This is a genomic window from Nostoc sp. FACHB-190 (assembly GCF_014696905.1).
Taxonomy (GTDB): domain Bacteria; phylum Cyanobacteriota; class Cyanobacteriia; order Cyanobacteriales; family Nostocaceae; genus Nostoc_B.
Genome location: NZ_JACJQW010000044.1, coordinates 23,682 through 39,478, shown reverse-complemented (window position 1 = coordinate 39,478; position 15,797 = coordinate 23,682). Strand labels below are relative to the sequence as shown.

Genomic DNA, 15,797 nt, shown 5'->3' with positions numbered 1-15,797 from the left:
CTGTCAAGTTTGCCACATGATAAAAATGCTTACAAATCAGGCTGCATAAGACTTTTGGCGTTTTCGCGGATGCCATTTTTAGTGAAAATCGCTAAAAACTAACTGCCGTAAAGGTTGTAGCCTGATTTTTGGGTGAGTCCCAAAAAAACAACTACTGATCCGCGAAAAAATATAGTGGGAGAGTTAACTGACCAACAAGATCGCCAGCCTCGGACTGTCCCTAGTTCACCAACGGATCTGTATTTCCTTGGCAAATCCAAGCTCCCCAGTAAAAGGGATGTTTTAAGGGAGTGTCATCTTCTTGACAATCAATTAAACTATTTTCTGATAACTCTGTAACTGCTAAAAGTTCTTTTAACACTTCCAAACTCAAAGCTGATTCGCGCAATTGTTTAACAGTGATGTTGCGTATATAATCTTGAGCATCATGTAAAGCTTCAGCCCGACCCATACCAAACTGTAAGTTGTCAAAGAAACGCTCCATCAGTAGAGCAGTCACCTTATCAGGAACAGACCACAGGCTCATCACTAGAGTTTTTGTACCCGCCACGGCAAAAGCGCGACGTAATCCAAATACACCTTCGCCAATTTTAATATCTCCTCTGGCAGTATCGCAGGCAGAAAGAACCGTCAGTTCATTGCCCCACAAATCTAAACTGGCAATATCTTGGGCAAAAACAAAGCCTTTACCTGCATAGGCGGGGAGCTTACCACCAGCCAGCCAAGTATTAGCACCCGCTAACGCCAGTCCAGAACGCAACATGGGATTTTCTACCTTGGTTGTTCGCGGACGTTCCATACTTAATAAATTACGTCTTTTAGTTGCTGATTCTGGTGCAGAATCGGTTTGGAATAAGCCATGAGTTGCAATTAGCATGATGGTGGGACATCGGCTGTTTGTCAGGCGGGTTTCTAGTGCCTCAGCGCCTAAGTATAATTTGGCATTTGGTAGTTTTTTTGCCACACTTTCGCCCAAAAACTTCGTCCCAGGAGCGCGGAACAAGCCTTTTGTGGCTAGAGTAGTCAGTAATTCTGGGATTTTTGGTGCTGGTGTATTGCCAGTTTCTTGATCTGTGGCTGCATCTGCTGTTAAATCAAAATCAGGATCAGCGATAATTAATGGTGCAGAGATAGAACCTGTCGGTAGCTGAACTTTGCTACGGAGGATTTCTCGCCCGACACTAAGATAACTGACAATATACTCATCCATTAAGAGACGTGACCCCGTGGCATCAATCGGCAATATCTGAAACGGCACTAAATTTAAATTTCCATCGGGTGCAATAATTAGATGCCTGCAATCTTTCACTAAATCCCCGATGGGGTTAAATAGGGCTTCGGTTAGTTGTATTGCGGCTATGGAATTATATGATTTAATTTGCAGCTTTGGTACATTGCCACTTTGTCCCCAAGCTAACGTAGTGTGAGTATAGTCGGATGCTTCTAAGCGAAAGGCTTGAATTAGTCTGTCGATGGTATCAGCTGCTCCTAAATCCACCATCTGTACTTTATTTGGAAATCCGGCTGTTAAGACAAATGCTAGATACTTGGCTGGATGCCATTGCGTTTCTCCATTCGCTGGGATTGCCTGAAAATCAAACACGTCAAAGCGGACAAACTCGACAAAAATAGATAATGGCGGTAATGCTTCGATAATCGCTTGACAATCAAAAACTTCCTCAGATAGCTGAATTTCTGGTACTTCCGCCGCTAATTGTTTTTGCAGATGGTTATGTCTGCTTTGCAGTTGTCTCAGATTTTCTTGATATGTAGTCAAATCGTCTGTTTCGGGAATTGCAAAAGTCAGATGGATAATTTGATTACTCAGATCGCGTAGTTGATGGAATTTTTCTACTAATTGTGGGTAGCGATCGCTGTAAAATGCTTCATTTTGAGCCGCCAGTGCTGATGCTGTCAAGGCTTTGCGTTTAAGAACAAATGAGAGTGCTGCAAGTTTGGCATTGTCTGAATCAGCAAGGTGGTTGCAGACGAGGGAGAGAAATAAGTCAAAGTTATTTCGGATTTTTTTCAAGAAAGCTAGGCGATCGCTTTCCGAACTAAACGCAAATATGTTACGGATTATCTTATCATTAAGAATACTTGCTTGAATGCGACATAACAAGGATTCTTCTGGACGATTAGTTGCTGCCAGTAAAGTTGCCAGATTATTTAAACTAAATGCTACATCTGGATGTTCTTCTCCTAGTAAGTGTCTTCGCATAGCCAAAGTTTCTCTATACTTCTGTTCTGCTTCTTGATAGCGTCCTAGAGAAAAATATAACTCTCCTAAATTATTTAAACTATTAGCAATTTGAGTGTGTTCTTCACCTAACAATAGTTTTTTGAGTCTTAATGTTTCTAAATGTAGCTGTTCTGCTTCTTGATAACGTCCTTGGAAATCATAAATCACAGCTAAATTATTCATACTACTTGCTACGTGTGGATGTTCATTCCCAAACACACTTTTCACAACGTCCAAAGCTTCTAAGAGTAATAATTCTGATTGCTTATATTGAGTTAAGTCATCATACAACACAGCTAAATTGTTAAGACTAGCTGCCACCAATGGATGACGCTTTCCTAATAAGCGTTTTCTTATTGCTAAAGATTCGAGGTGCAATTGTTCTGATTCTGAGTATCGTCCTTGCACACGATAAAGTGCCGCTATTTGATGTAAAGTATCAGCAATAACGGGATGCTCATTACCCAGAAGATTTTTTTGAATTTCTAGAGATTGGAGATATTTTTGTTCAGCTTGCGAATAATTTCCTTGTTCCTCATAAAGTCCAGCCAGATTATTTAACATATTGCTAATGGACTTATGTTCACTTCCCAACAATCTTTCTAGCATTGGTAATGCTTGTAAATACTGCTGTTCTGCTTCTAGATAGCGTCCTTGGTATGTGAATACCACACCCAGATTACTTAAGCTTTCAGCAATATCAGGGTGTTCTCCTACAAACAAACCCTTTCTTAGATTATAAGCTTCTTGATATTTCTGTTCGGCTGCTAAATATTTACCTTGAATGAGATAAACCTCTGCTAAATTATCTAAACTATGAGCCACATCAGGATGTTCATAACCCAGCAAACGTTGGTTCATTGCCAAAACTTCTAAAAACTTCTGTTCGGCTGCAATATAATTTCCCTTATCTTGATAAACGCCAGCAATATTACTTAAGATAGATGCTGTGTATGGATGTTCATTGCCTAGAAATTTTTTAAGAATTTCTAATGCTTTGAAAAACTTAATTTCAGCTTCTTGATAACGTCCTTGAGCATCATAGACTTTTCCTAAATTATTCAGACTACTAGCAATCTCAAAATGCTCTTCCCCGAATAATCGTGTTTTCATTGCTAATGCTTCTAATTGCATTTGTTCTGCATCAGTATAGCGTCCTATTAATATATAAATAGCTGCTAAATTAGTTAAAGATTGAGCAATATCAGGATGCTCATCACCAAACAAGTTTTTTCGCATTGCCAAAGCTTCTAAATGAACTTGTTCAGCTTTAAAATATAATCCTTGTTCTCGATAAATTTCTGCTAGATTATTTAAAGTAGTAGCAATTTCAACATCTTCTTCCCCGTAACACACTTTCCACACATTTAAAGCTTCTAAAAACAGTTTTACTGCTTCTATATAATTACCTTGAGCATGATACAATGCTGCCAGATTATTCAAAGATTGAGCTACATCAGGATGCTCTAAACTGAAGAGATTCTTTCTAATATTTAGTGTTTGGAGATATAAGGGTTTGGCTTTAGAGTAATGCCCTTGTATTCGATATAATTCTGCTAAATTATTCAAACTATCACAATATTCCGAATTCATGGTTAGTTGATGACTTTCCCCGAATTTAACAGCTTGTTGAGCCACAGTCATCGCTTGTGCTAAATTACTTTGACCAACTAATGCTACAACTTGTAAATTGAGTTGAATGATTTCATTTATAAGTTGATTTGTCATAAGTATTTATCTTGTTACTTAATTTCGTATTCTGTATATAAAACTCTACAATTTTTATTTTCATTAATAAAATCGATTAACTGATCAAGATGATTTTCTGTTAACTTTAATGGGTTACTATTCTCTGCTGTCCACCAATTTAAAGTGGGCATTACCTCTGTAAGTATTGCTAAAACTACTTCTTTCCCTGGGGTTCCTTCTATTGGAAATGATGTAATGGGTGAACCTGGTTGAGGTAGGGTTGTTTTACCTGTATTTAAATGTGATTGAGTAGCAAAACAAGAAGGACAAAAACACCACACTTGCTCAGACGTATCTTTTTGGATGACTAATAAGTATCCTGGCGTGTCAAAATCTATCTCAAATCGAATGAAACTACCTATAGATACAGATTTTTCATAACGACTATTAGGTTCCCAACCCCAACCAAGAGTTTCTTCTTTAACTAATACCAAACCCATTTTTTCCGTAGGAGAACCTAATGATTGCAGTTGTCGCCAACGTTGTGCTAAAGGGTTGATTTTTTGGTCTTCTGACTCTACACTCCCTAAGTTAGATGACAATGCAATATCTTGCCAATCTAATTCCAGCATCGTACAGATTTCAGTAAAAATAGTATAACTAATAGGAATTCCGTTAAAAAATTTACTAATAGTTGCCCAAGAAGCAACCTGAATATCATCCGCTAAGGCTTGTTGAGTCCAGTTTTTCCGCACCAGAGCATACTTAGCTTTTTCAATACCTTTTGGCGATGCTACCAATGTTCGTCTCGGCATGATAACAGAAAAATAAAAACATTTTTTGTGTAAATTATATACAAACTTATATACCTGAAGCAAAAACTTATATAGCTGCTTATATAGCTGTTAGTGACAATCAGAATAAGTAAAAAGAACCAAGTAAAAAGTAAAAAGAAAGATGAATTCAATATTTCTTCTTACTTACGGGCATAACCCCTATAACTAAAGTTCTTTTGCTTTTTAACTTTTAACCTTTAACTTAATCATGTTCACTATTGAACAACTATACTTCGCTTGGAGTCAAGTCCGTGCGGGAAGTCGTAGTGCGGGTGTGGATGGAATTAGTGTTGATTTGTTTGCTGCGTCAGTTGATGAACAATTACCTATACTACTGCATCATTTACTACAAGAATCTTATCGTCCTAGCCCCGCTAAAGGGTTTTATTTAACTAAAAAAAGTGGGGGAAAACGGCTAGTTGGTATCTCGACAGTTCGAGATAGAATTGTTCAACGTCTACTTTTAGAAGAGTTATATTTTCCTCTAGAAGAAAAGTTTCTCGATTGTAGCTATGCTTACCGTCCAGGGCGGAATATTCAACAAGCGGTGCAACAATTGTTTTTTTATTATCAGAATCGTTCTACTTGGATTATCAAAACTGATATTGCCCAGTTTTTTGATAATTTATGTTGGGCTTTGCTGTTAAATAATTTAGAATCTTTGCAGTTAGAAAGCAGAGTTTTGCAGTTGCTTGAACAGCAAATTAACTCTGGGATGATCATTGCTGGTAAGTACATTAATTTTGGTAAAGGTGTCTTGCAAGGTGGGATACTTTCGGGCGCATTAGCTAATTTATATTTGACGGCTTTTGACCGAAAATGCCTGAGTAATGGAATTAACTTAGTTAGGTATGGAGATGATTTTGCTGTTGCTTGTAGCAGTTGGTCGGATGCTAATCGTATTCTCGACAAGATCATAGTTTGGTTGGGAGAACTTTATCTTACTTTGCAACCAGAAAAGACACAGATTTTTGCACCTCATGAAGAGTTCAAATTTTTAGGTTATCGCTTTGCAAATGGGAAGGTTTATGCGCCACCGCCACCAGAACCAACACCCAAACTGGAGGGGGAATGGTTGCTAAATCCTTCTGGTACGCCTTATTTTCGTCCCAAAGAAAGACCTTTTAATTTTGTTTCTCGTCCACCGAAGGCTAGTGATATCAGCAAGCCAGCAAATTTACCTCGCGCACCTATATCTCATCTTTGGCAGGATTCTATGACAACATTATATATAACGGATCAAGGTGCTTATTTAAGTATCAAAAATCAGCAATTCCAGGTTTTTTATCAACAGGAATTGCGAATTAAAATCCCTGTTGTGAGAGTAACAAGTATTGTATTATTTGGTTGTTGCAATGTTTCTCACGGTGCTGTGAGTTTAGCACTACAACGACGGATTCCGATTATGTATTTGTCCCAGAAGGGAAGGTACTTTGGTCGATTACAGGCGGAAGGAATGGCGAAAGTTGAGTATTTGGCGCGTCAAGTTCAATGTTCGCAATATCCTGAATTTACCAAAAAACAAGCAGAAGCTATTGTTCGCGCTAAATTACATAATTCTCGAATTATGTTGATGCGCTTAAATCGTCGGGTGAAGTCTGAACAAGCGACTAAAGCCATAGCTCAACTAGAATTGTATATGGAGAAGTTACCATTTGCTGAAGATATTAATATGTTGCGTGGTTATGAAGGGATAGCTGCAACAACATATTTTCAAGCATTGGGTTCATTAGTGACAGGAGAATTTACTTTTGAGAAACGCACGAAAAGACCTCCTACCGACCCCATTAATAGTATGCTGAGTTTAGGATACACATTGTTAAGTCAAAATGTTCACTCATTAATCCAGTCTGTCGGCTTACATACACACTTTGGTAACTTGCACGTACCCCGTGACAATCATCCAGCATTAGTATCTGATTTAATGGAAGAGTTTCGTGCGTTAGTTGTTGATTCTCTAGTTGTATATTTAACAAACCGAAACTTATTTACAATTGAGGATTTTACCTCTCCAGATGAGCGCAATGGGGTGTATTTTCAACCTCATGCGCTGAAAAAATTTCTCAAATACTGGGAAGAAAGGCTACAAACAGAAGTAAATCATCCTCATACAGACTGTAAATTACCTTACCGCCGTTGCATTGAGTTGCAGGTACGCGAGTATATTGCTTGTTTAATGGGTGAGGTTGAAATATATCGACCGATGATTTGGGATAAGTAAAACTTAACTATTGACTCGTTTCGGGGCTGAAGCATAATGCCTGAAACCCTTATTCTTTCGTTGACAGCCCCGGTCGCTTTGTCCAGTAAGGGTTTTAGCCTATGTTTTTCCAACTGAATTTTCAATTTAGAGTCTCCATTTTGAACAAATTTGACAAGCCCCGAAAATCTGCTGTAGGATTGCCTCTAGGTAAGGCTTTCAGAGCCTAGCTCTTTAAACTTCTTCGGAAGTTGAATTAATGGAAACAATATTCAATGTTGATTAACACTTGTTGATTACTTTAAACTTCTTCGGAAGTTGAATTAATGGAAACCCCTGGAGATGAGGGTGACGATTAGTTAGTAATAACTTTAAACTTCTTCGGAAGTTGAATTAATGGAAACTGACAAACATAAATTTTATCTTTCTGTAATTGTCTTCTTTAAACTTCTTCGGAAGTTGAATTAATGGAAACACTTCCCTATTTGGAGATCAGAATAAGTAAAGCGTTTAAAACAACTTTAAACTTCTTCGGAAGTTGAATTAATGGAAACAAGGTACACGGTTAGATTCAATACTGTCTCTTTAAATCTTTAAACTTCTTCGGAAGTTGAATTAATGGAAACAATTTCAAGTGTACGTAATAACCGTACCCAAACTCATGTTCTTTAAACTTCTTCGGAAGTTGAATTAATGGAAACATTCTAATTCTCTAATAATGTTTTTTGCGGAATTCTTACCTTTAAACTTCTTCGGAAGTTGAATTAATGGAAACCCTTTCAGGGCATCGCTAATAATCCCAAAAAGACGGACACTTTAAACTTCTTCGGAAGTTGAATTAATGGAAACCTAAAACAACCCCTAGGTCGATTTTGAGGAGGATTGTTGAGACTTTAAACTTCTTCGGAAGTTGAATTAATGGAAACTGAATTAATCCATCATTGACAAGGGATTCCAAATCTTCTCTTTAAACTTCTTCGGAAGTTGAATTAATGGAAACAATCAACCCATGGATGCAGGGTTATTTCTACATTGCCTGGCTTTAAACTTCTTCGGAAGTTGAATTAATGGAAACTACGGGTTCCCGCGCCACAAATGTTTGTGCAACTTCTTTAAACTTCTTCGGAAGTTGAATTAATGGAAACAATTCTCCAAGCTCAGCGAAACCTTGCCCAGGCGTGTCCTTTAAACTTCTTCGGAAGTTGAATTAATGGAAACTGCAATAACTGTGTATCGGCAGGAACTTTGTTAAGAACTTTAAACTTCTTCGGAAGTTGAATTAATGGAAACAAACTGATAAGAAACCTTACCTTCGGTAGGAGTAAATTCTTTAAACTTCTTCGGAAGTTGAATTAATGGAAACATGTGGGTGTGGGGAAGCCGCCAACCCGATATTGCCAGCCGCTTTAAACTTCTTCGGAAGTTGAATTAATGGAAACCACTTACCGTAGATGGCCTGTATGTTTCCCTCCACAACATCTTTAAACTTCTTCGGAAGTTGAATTAATGGAAACTAGCAGAGCTATGATTTCTAATCATCCTGTAGATGACTTTAAACCTCTTCGGAAGTTGAATTAATGGAAATAGTAGTTTATGAACCCTGGCTAATTTCACAAGCCAGGGTTATTTTTAGCCTAGAATTTTGTCTGGTTAATCAAGTTATATACTGAGCAAAACTTATATACAAAGTTATATACAGAATAATCTTATATATATAGTTGGATATATATTCATCTGCGAGTATGTAATTAAGTAAAAGCAAAGACAAAGAACAACGCTTTTATCTTTGATTTTTACTATTAAACATTTACTTAATTCTAGTTATGACTACAATTTACATCACTGAACAGGATGCAGACCTGAAAGTGCAATTCAATTACCTAAAGGTATTTCATGAACAAAAAAAATGCGTGAGTATTCGGATTAATAATGTCAGCCAAATTATCGTTTTTAGCAATATTAAATTGCCAAATGAAGTAATAAAAGCTGTAGTAGCGTATCAAATTCCAGTCTTGTATATCACTCCATTCGGTGAAATCATTGGCAGGTTAGAGAAAACCTCACAACGACAATATAAATATTTGGGTTTGCAACGCCAATGTTTACGCAATTTAGAGTTGAGACGTGCGATGGCTGAAAGTATGATTTGGGCAAAATTGCACAATCAACATATATTTTTGCAAAGTTGGACTCGTCATTATGCTGACTATACAACCCAACGTGCATTAAATTATCTCACGCTATTGATGGATAATTTATCAATAGCAACATCCCTTGAGGAACTACGCGAATATAGCGAGGAAGCTGATAAAGTTTACTACAGTGCTGTTATGGCTCTTGTGAGTTTTCACAACTTATGTTCGCATATTCATCAAAAGCAAATCAATGGATTTTTCCATTTAGGTTATCAACTCCTACATCAATATGTATATACTCTGCTTGATACCGTAGGGCTGCATCCTGATTATGGGATTATACATCGCAGAGGAGATGATGATTTACCTTTAGTATGGGATTTGGCATCTGAGTTTCGTGCGCCAATTGTCGATGATTTAGTCTTACATTTCGCTCGAAATTTTGCTCACACTAATGGCAATGGAAACGGTAAAGGCAGACCACACACTATTCTCCAACGCTTTCTTCAGTGCTGGGAAGGTAAATTGAAAACTTTTGTATTGCATCCTGACGGTGGAGAAGTTAGTTATCGCCAGTGCATGAATTTACAAGTACGTGAATATATCTCGTGTTTGTTGGGTGATGTGGAATACTATCGTCCATTAGCATTAAAATTTCATCCTGCACATTCTGATGTTGCTGATGCTGTTGCACCAGTTCCAGTACCGTTAAAATTGGTGAAATCGTAATGTTTTACCTAGTTTGCTACGACATTGTAAGCGATACACGCCGTAACAAAGTAGCGAAACTTTTAGAAGCTTATGGGTTGCGAGTGCAAAAGTCAGTTTTTGAGTGTGTATTAGACGAAAATCAGTACACAACTCTATCCAAATACCTGACTCGACTGGTGAATAAACGCGAAGACCAAGTACGATTTTACCCGATGTCTGCACACACTCGATGCAAAGTCGCAGTTGTAGGAACGCAACCAGAGTTTGTGGTTGATGATGCGGCGTTTATTGTTTAGTCTTTTAGCCCCACACAAAAATGATGACTTGGGAAAAAGTGCGTAGAAACTTTTGTGGTTTCTCGCCGCGATCTCCGCCTTATGCGTGACAATATCTGCGCTTCGGTCTAGTTAGATATTCACGCAAAGCAAGAATGGATATAAAATTCCGTCTCATCTTTACGTCCAAAGCTCAAAAACAACTTGATGTTTTAGCTCATCAAGACCGCAAGCAATATCAGAAGGCTTTTCAATTTTTATCTAAATCTGGGCCATCATACCGCAGTTTAAGAACCCATCGTTATCGATATAAAGGAGGCGATATCTGGAGTTCTTCTGCATCAATGGCAAAGCGATTCTACTGGCATTTTTTGGAGGAACAAACCATTGTAGTCACACATTTAGATTCACACTAATCAAGTTAAAAGTAAAAAGTCAAAAGTAAAAATAAAGAATGCTTAGACCGCAAGCTTTTGACTTTTTTATTCTTTTTTTGCCTTTTACCTTTTACCTTTTGCCTTACTTCTATGCTCAAACCTCGTCGATTAACAACACAAGAATTACAGCTAATTGACTTATACAGCAATTGGGATTTTGGTATGACTCCAAAACAGTTTTACGAAAAATGGGAAGTAAGTTATGAACAAATTGCTTTGATATGTTATCGTTCTGATTCTACTGTGCGCGGTTGGTTTAAACAAGGTAAGTATCGACGTTACCCTAACGTTAATGATTTACGCCACCTAGCGTTAATGAATTTCTTGCTAGAGCATTTTGAGGAAATTCCTGAACATTTACGAAGTTCATTAAGTTTGGTTTCTTCATCTTAATTGTACAAATTCACAAAAATGTTCAGTTGTCAATATCATGTAGACCTGTTTTGATTGATTTTCACGAATTAATGTGATATTGAGCAATTCAAAAACACATTATTCAGAAATTTGCAGCAATTTTCAGAGGTGATTATGACCTATTTTGAGCAGTTACATCCGTGGTGTATAGTTCGCAACTTACCTAGCAATAACGATAGCACAGTAGTAGCGAGATTTCGTCGCCGCAATGATGCAACTGCTTACCTACAAGTGCTGCAAAGACAAGTGAATAATGTGAATTTTGTGTTGAAGTTTAATTTTCAAACGTGAATTGCTTGACTTCTTCGGAAGTCGAACTAATGGAAACATTGGCATTTATTTCACATATATTTGCTAAATCTTCAGCTAAATTTTACTGCTGGAGATTTTTTTATAGGTGGTTAGGCAAAAATGCGATCGCTTCTTAAATATACAAAATATTTATATACAATTAAATGTAATTATATAAAGATAAATTGATTTAGAAGTAGTTTTACTCAAGTTGCTTGTCGAGTTATAGTACTATTTTTTATACATTAAAAATTAACGCCAAATAAAATTAACCCAGTTTGAAATGCTGAAATAATAAGCATTTCAGATATTGTAGTTATTGTAATATGAGTAAATTTTATCAACGTAAGTTATACGCACTACTGCGATCGCCAGAATGTGCTGACTGGGGAGAAGCTGTATTATCACAACTAGACTGTATCAAAAATGACCTTACAGATTTAGAAAATTGGTGGAATGGAGTAAATAGCAATGCAGAGATGGGTCAACACGCCCAAGATATTGCTTCTTCCTCAGATCGCGTGAACATACCTCATGTAAAATACAGCGAAACTCCTACAAAAGTTACAGTTTGCCATCCTATCAGTGGACAAAAGCAGCAAGTTCAAACTTTACAACGTCCCAGTAACTCACTAGATATTGACCAGATAAAAAATAAAACTGAAGCCAAAGAAGTGTTTTGGTGGTTTTGGCGATTTTACCCAGAACTCTTAGCAAACACCCAATCTGATGCACTCCTATTTCCCGCACATTCTGTTATTCCCGACTGTCCCCTACACAGCCACCAAAGCACAGTTTCAGCACTGACAGGTGCAATGTTTCCCGAAAACTGGCAAGGTGGAGACTCACAAACACCATATTTATTGATATTCTCCTTCTCACCAGTACAGGAATTTATCAAATCTTCCCGTAAATTCTTAGATTTTTGGGCTGGTTCATATTTATTACACTATCTCAGCAGTAAGTTGTGCTGGTATATTGCCCAAGAATTAGGCCCGGATGCAGTGATTGTACCTTCCTTGTGGAGTCAGGAGATAATTGATGCGTTGATTTTCAAGGAAAAATATCCCCATTTTGTAACTGATTTTAAGCGTCTCCAGAAAGATAAAAAAGACCCAGTGGGAAGGTTTACAGATAAAACATCCACTAGCTTGAGTACGGCTGGATTTCCTAATATGGTGACAGTCTTGGTTCCCGGAAAAGAATCTGCTCAGAAATTGGGGAAGGAACTTAAAGATACACTAACCCAAGAATGGGTAAAAATAGGTGAACAAGTTCAGCTTTGTATCAGAGAAAAAGTAATTGAATATTTAAAAAAACCAACGACAAAAATAGATTATCTTCTAAAAGAAACTTTTGGTGATTTAACTGAATTATCAGATGAATTCTTAGAACCATATAAACACGAATTAGAACTTCTGCAACGCGAAAGTTGTTGGGAATGGACAAAACTCTGGGATGAACAACTAAAACATACTTGGGAGCCTTATTGGGCTGCAATTCCTTTAGGAAGTCCAGATTTACCATTAGTTAAAGATAAAGCAAATCAGATATTCGACCAATACTGGATTAAAGTTCAACAAGAAATTGCCGACGCACTTATAGATATACCTACACTAGCCGAAGCAAATATTTACGATACTTTGAATGTAGGAACTTGGTGGGGAAGTCTGCAACAAAGATTGCGGATATGTTTAATAGCAGTCAAAAATACGCGGAATTGGCAAATTCCTACTGCTCCAGGAGAACGTTCAACCATATCAGGTCAATTCAGTGCTGTTCACCCTCGGTTTAACTATACAAAATTTTCCGCAGGTGCAGGAATGCCTAATGGTTCCATGCGCCTATTTGGGATATTGATGTCAAAATCATTTCCAGGATTATTTAATGGTTCAGAAAGATTGAACGCATTAGAACTGACAAAGCGAATGGCGTGGGTTTATGGCGGAGTTGCCGAAGAATTGGGAATTAATGTCAAAGCTATTAAGGCTATTGTCAAAAAAATTAAACTCGAACGGTCAGAAGAAAAACAGATATTTCAAGTTATTAGAGAAAATCAATTTATTTACGAACGATTATTACGGTTTCCTAACTTAAGTTCCATTGCTTCAGCCAGATTTTTACATGACCATCCAGAGATAGCTCATAAATACAGGGAGAATCTTAATAAAAAGATTAAAGAACGATTACCAAAATACCAAGGTTTTTTTCGTTTCTTAACTCGTGTTCGTTCCTCTCAAATCCCAAAAACAGATAGTAAAATTAATACTCTGAACAGTTTGCCACATAATTATAACGGTGTCATGTTCTCCAGCAAATGGTTAGCAGATGACATGGGTTTACAAGGTGAAGATGTTAACACTCTCCGAAACATAATTAATATAATACATAGCGAAACAGGGTTTGGTGAAAGTAGTCCCGCCGATTGGTGGGTGATTATCCTCGCTGATGGTGATGGGATGGGTAGTTACGTTTCTGGGGAGAAGCTGAAAAAGTACAAGGATTATATTGAAGATAAGGCTGTTAATAAAAACAATGAGAATTTTGATAATAATTTATTTAATGAACTTTTAGAGAAAACTAATAAACGTATGGGGCCAGCAACCCATGTTGGACTCAACCGTGCTTTGTTGGACTTTTCTAACCGTCTGGTTCCCTATTTAACTGAAAAACGTTTCTGTGGGCGAGTCATTTATAGTGGTGGCGATGATGTAAAAGTGGTCTTACCTCTAGAAGACTTACCAGAATATCTATTATCATTACGTGCAGCTTGGTGTGGTGATGAAGATCCTCATCAAGAGTTTACTAATTCTCGTAATAGTGCTGAAAATCAAGCTACTGGCTATTGGTATCCTACTGATAAGGTAAAAGGTTTACCCAAGCGTCCCCACTTCACAATGGGAAAGAATGCAACGATGAGTGCAGGTGTAATTATTGCTCATAAAAGCGTTCCCCTCCCCACGGTTTTAGAAAGCTTGTGGGAAGCAGAAGGAGAAAGGGCTAAAAAAATCCCTGGCAAAGATGGTATTTGTTTCCGTGTAATTTATGGTGGTGGAAATCAATTAGAAGCACTAATGAAAGGTGAATTACTAGAAGCGTGGTGGGAATGGGTGAAAGATTTTGAAGATTACAAAGAAAAACTCAGCCCATTACTGTATCGATTAGCCGAGGAACTCCCCCATCGCGCTTCCATCACTGAAGATTACAAGCTGTTCTCTAAAGCAGCGAAAGTCATAATGGACAGCCGCGATAACAGCAAAGAACTTCAGCAAACATTTGAAAAAATTGGACAATGGTTAGATAAATGGGAAGATTGGGCAAAATCAGCTTTACAAAATAATTCTGAAGCGATCGGTACTACACCCGAAGATTTAGCCAAAATCTTAAGATTTACCGCTTTTTGGGTTGATAAACGGGTAGAACGTTGGAAATGGAGTGCGAAATAATCTATGCACTGGTATAAAATCACTCCCCTGGATTTACTATTATTTCGAGATTGCAAACCCTTTAGTCCTGGTGATGGGTCGTGGGCAAAAAGTTTATTTCCACCGATGCCAATTACAGTATTTCAGGCTTTGCGATCGCTTCTCCCGCAAACTAATACTCAATCTGAACGTATTCAGCGCAATCTATCTTTCCTCGGCCCATTTTTATTAGACAGTAAGCAGATTTTATGGCTACCCACACCCAAAGATTTAGTTTGTTTATATCCACCAGGACAAGACCGCAAAATTGCCACTGATAACTGGAGCGCAATTCAACGCCTGCAACCTCTTCCCAAAGATGAAGCGTGGAAACATTTAGCATTTGATGACCAACAAATTGATCCATTGGTTCTTAATAAAAAATGGTCTGGAAATATCAGTCCACCCAAACCTTTGATCAAAGCCGAAGCATTGTTTAATTACCTGGAAAATAATAGTAATTGGCATCCAGAAGACTTTCATGAAAATCCTTGGAAGACTCAGGTTTTACCTCATATTCAAATGCAAACTGACAAGCGACAAGTTAAAGATGCTGATGGTTATTTTACTGAAGTTGCAGTTCGCTTGGAAGATGGATGGTGTTTTATAGCAGGGTTGAGTGAGAAATTACCTGAAAGTGTAGTGCGTTTGGGGGGAGAAGGACATCGAGCTTTAGTATCGCCTCTGGAATCAAACACCGTATTAGAAAAACAACTTGAGTTGATAGAAGGCGTTAGCGAAGCTTGCCGCAGGCATCGCTCTTTAACAGTACCAAACTTTGCCTATCTCCTCACCCCTGGACTAGCACTATTTAACGAAACATACAGCGCCTATCCTCAAGATTGGAAGTTAAAGCTAAAAGGTTGTGCTACTGATAAAGCATTACTCTGGGGTGGGGTTTCAACGATGCGTAAGGAGAATAAAACAAAAGAAGAACCTGCACTATTACCGCAAAGAGCATTTGTACCACCAGGAACAGTGTACATTTTTGATGGCGTATTACCTGAAAAACTAGAGTTATTACCCCAACAAGGTGGGCGGTGGTTAGAAACTTTTAAACAGCTTAATTATGGAAAATTATTGTGGGGAAGAGGAATTTAATC

The 15,797-nt window shown here is 37.7% G+C and carries 10 protein-coding genes and 1 CRISPR repeat array; of the genes, 8 read left to right on the top strand and 2 right to left on the bottom strand.

Going from position 1 to position 15,797, the window contains the following annotated elements:
- Nucleotides 1–220 precede the first annotated feature (220 nt).
- Nucleotides 221–3,970 carry a CHAT domain-containing protein gene (locus H6G28_RS30435; RefSeq protein WP_190676528.1) on the bottom strand — a complete coding sequence of 1,250 codons (3,750 nt, stop codon included), beginning with the start codon at nucleotides 3,968–3,970 and terminating at the stop codon, nucleotides 221–223.
- Between the two features lie 14 nt (nucleotides 3,971–3,984).
- Entirely contained in the window at nucleotides 3,985–4,746 is a 762-nt protein-coding gene (locus tag H6G28_RS30430) for a DUF4384 domain-containing protein (RefSeq protein WP_190676526.1), read from the bottom strand.
- Nucleotides 4,747–4,975: 229 nt separating this feature from the next.
- Between H6G28_RS30430 and cas1 (H6G28_RS30425) the strand changes: the two genes are divergently transcribed.
- From cas1 (H6G28_RS30425) to H6G28_RS30390, 8 genes are all read left to right on the top strand, one after another.
- Nucleotides 4,976–6,988 (top strand): CRISPR-associated endonuclease Cas1, encoded by a 2,013-nt coding sequence (gene cas1, locus H6G28_RS30425; protein ID WP_190676524.1) that lies wholly within the window; start codon nucleotides 4,976–4,978, stop codon nucleotides 6,986–6,988.
- Nucleotides 6,989–7,199: 211 nt separating this feature from the next.
- Nucleotides 7,200–8,552: direct repeats of the CRISPR family, unit length 35 nt; unit sequence CTTTAAACTTCTTCGGAAGTTGAATTAATGGAAAC.
- Between the two features lie 238 nt (nucleotides 8,553–8,790).
- The gene (gene cas1, locus H6G28_RS30420) at nucleotides 8,791–9,831 is read left to right on the top strand and encodes a CRISPR-associated endonuclease Cas1 (RefSeq protein ID WP_190676521.1); all 1,041 of its coding nucleotides are present in this window, start codon (nucleotides 8,791–8,793) and stop codon (nucleotides 9,829–9,831) included.
- Entirely contained in the window at nucleotides 9,831–10,109 is a 279-nt protein-coding gene (gene cas2 / locus H6G28_RS30415; protein ID WP_190676519.1) for a CRISPR-associated endonuclease Cas2, read from the top strand. Before cas1 (H6G28_RS30420) ends, cas2 begins: the two co-directional genes overlap by 1 nt.
- Before the next feature lie 134 nt (nucleotides 10,110–10,243).
- Nucleotides 10,244–10,504, top strand: coding sequence for a hypothetical protein (locus H6G28_RS30410; RefSeq protein WP_190676518.1), 261 nt, complete (start codon nucleotides 10,244–10,246; stop codon nucleotides 10,502–10,504).
- Between the two features lie 111 nt (nucleotides 10,505–10,615).
- Nucleotides 10,616–10,918 (top strand): hypothetical protein, encoded by a 303-nt coding sequence (locus H6G28_RS30405; RefSeq protein WP_190676516.1) that lies wholly within the window; start codon nucleotides 10,616–10,618, stop codon nucleotides 10,916–10,918.
- A 135-nt stretch (nucleotides 10,919–11,053) separates the two neighbouring features.
- Nucleotides 11,054–11,230, top strand: a complete 177-nt coding sequence (locus tag H6G28_RS30400; RefSeq protein WP_190676514.1) for a hypothetical protein — start codon at nucleotides 11,054–11,056, stop codon at nucleotides 11,228–11,230.
- Between the two features lie 326 nt (nucleotides 11,231–11,556).
- Nucleotides 11,557–14,676, top strand: a complete 3,120-nt coding sequence (cas10, locus tag H6G28_RS30395) for a type III-B CRISPR-associated protein Cas10/Cmr2 (protein WP_190676512.1) — start codon at nucleotides 11,557–11,559, stop codon at nucleotides 14,674–14,676.
- A gap of 3 nt (nucleotides 14,677–14,679) precedes the next feature.
- Nucleotides 14,680–15,795, top strand: coding sequence for a type III-B CRISPR module-associated Cmr3 family protein (locus H6G28_RS30390; RefSeq protein WP_190676510.1), 1,116 nt, complete (start codon nucleotides 14,680–14,682; stop codon nucleotides 15,793–15,795).
- Nucleotides 15,796–15,797 lie beyond the last annotated feature (2 nt).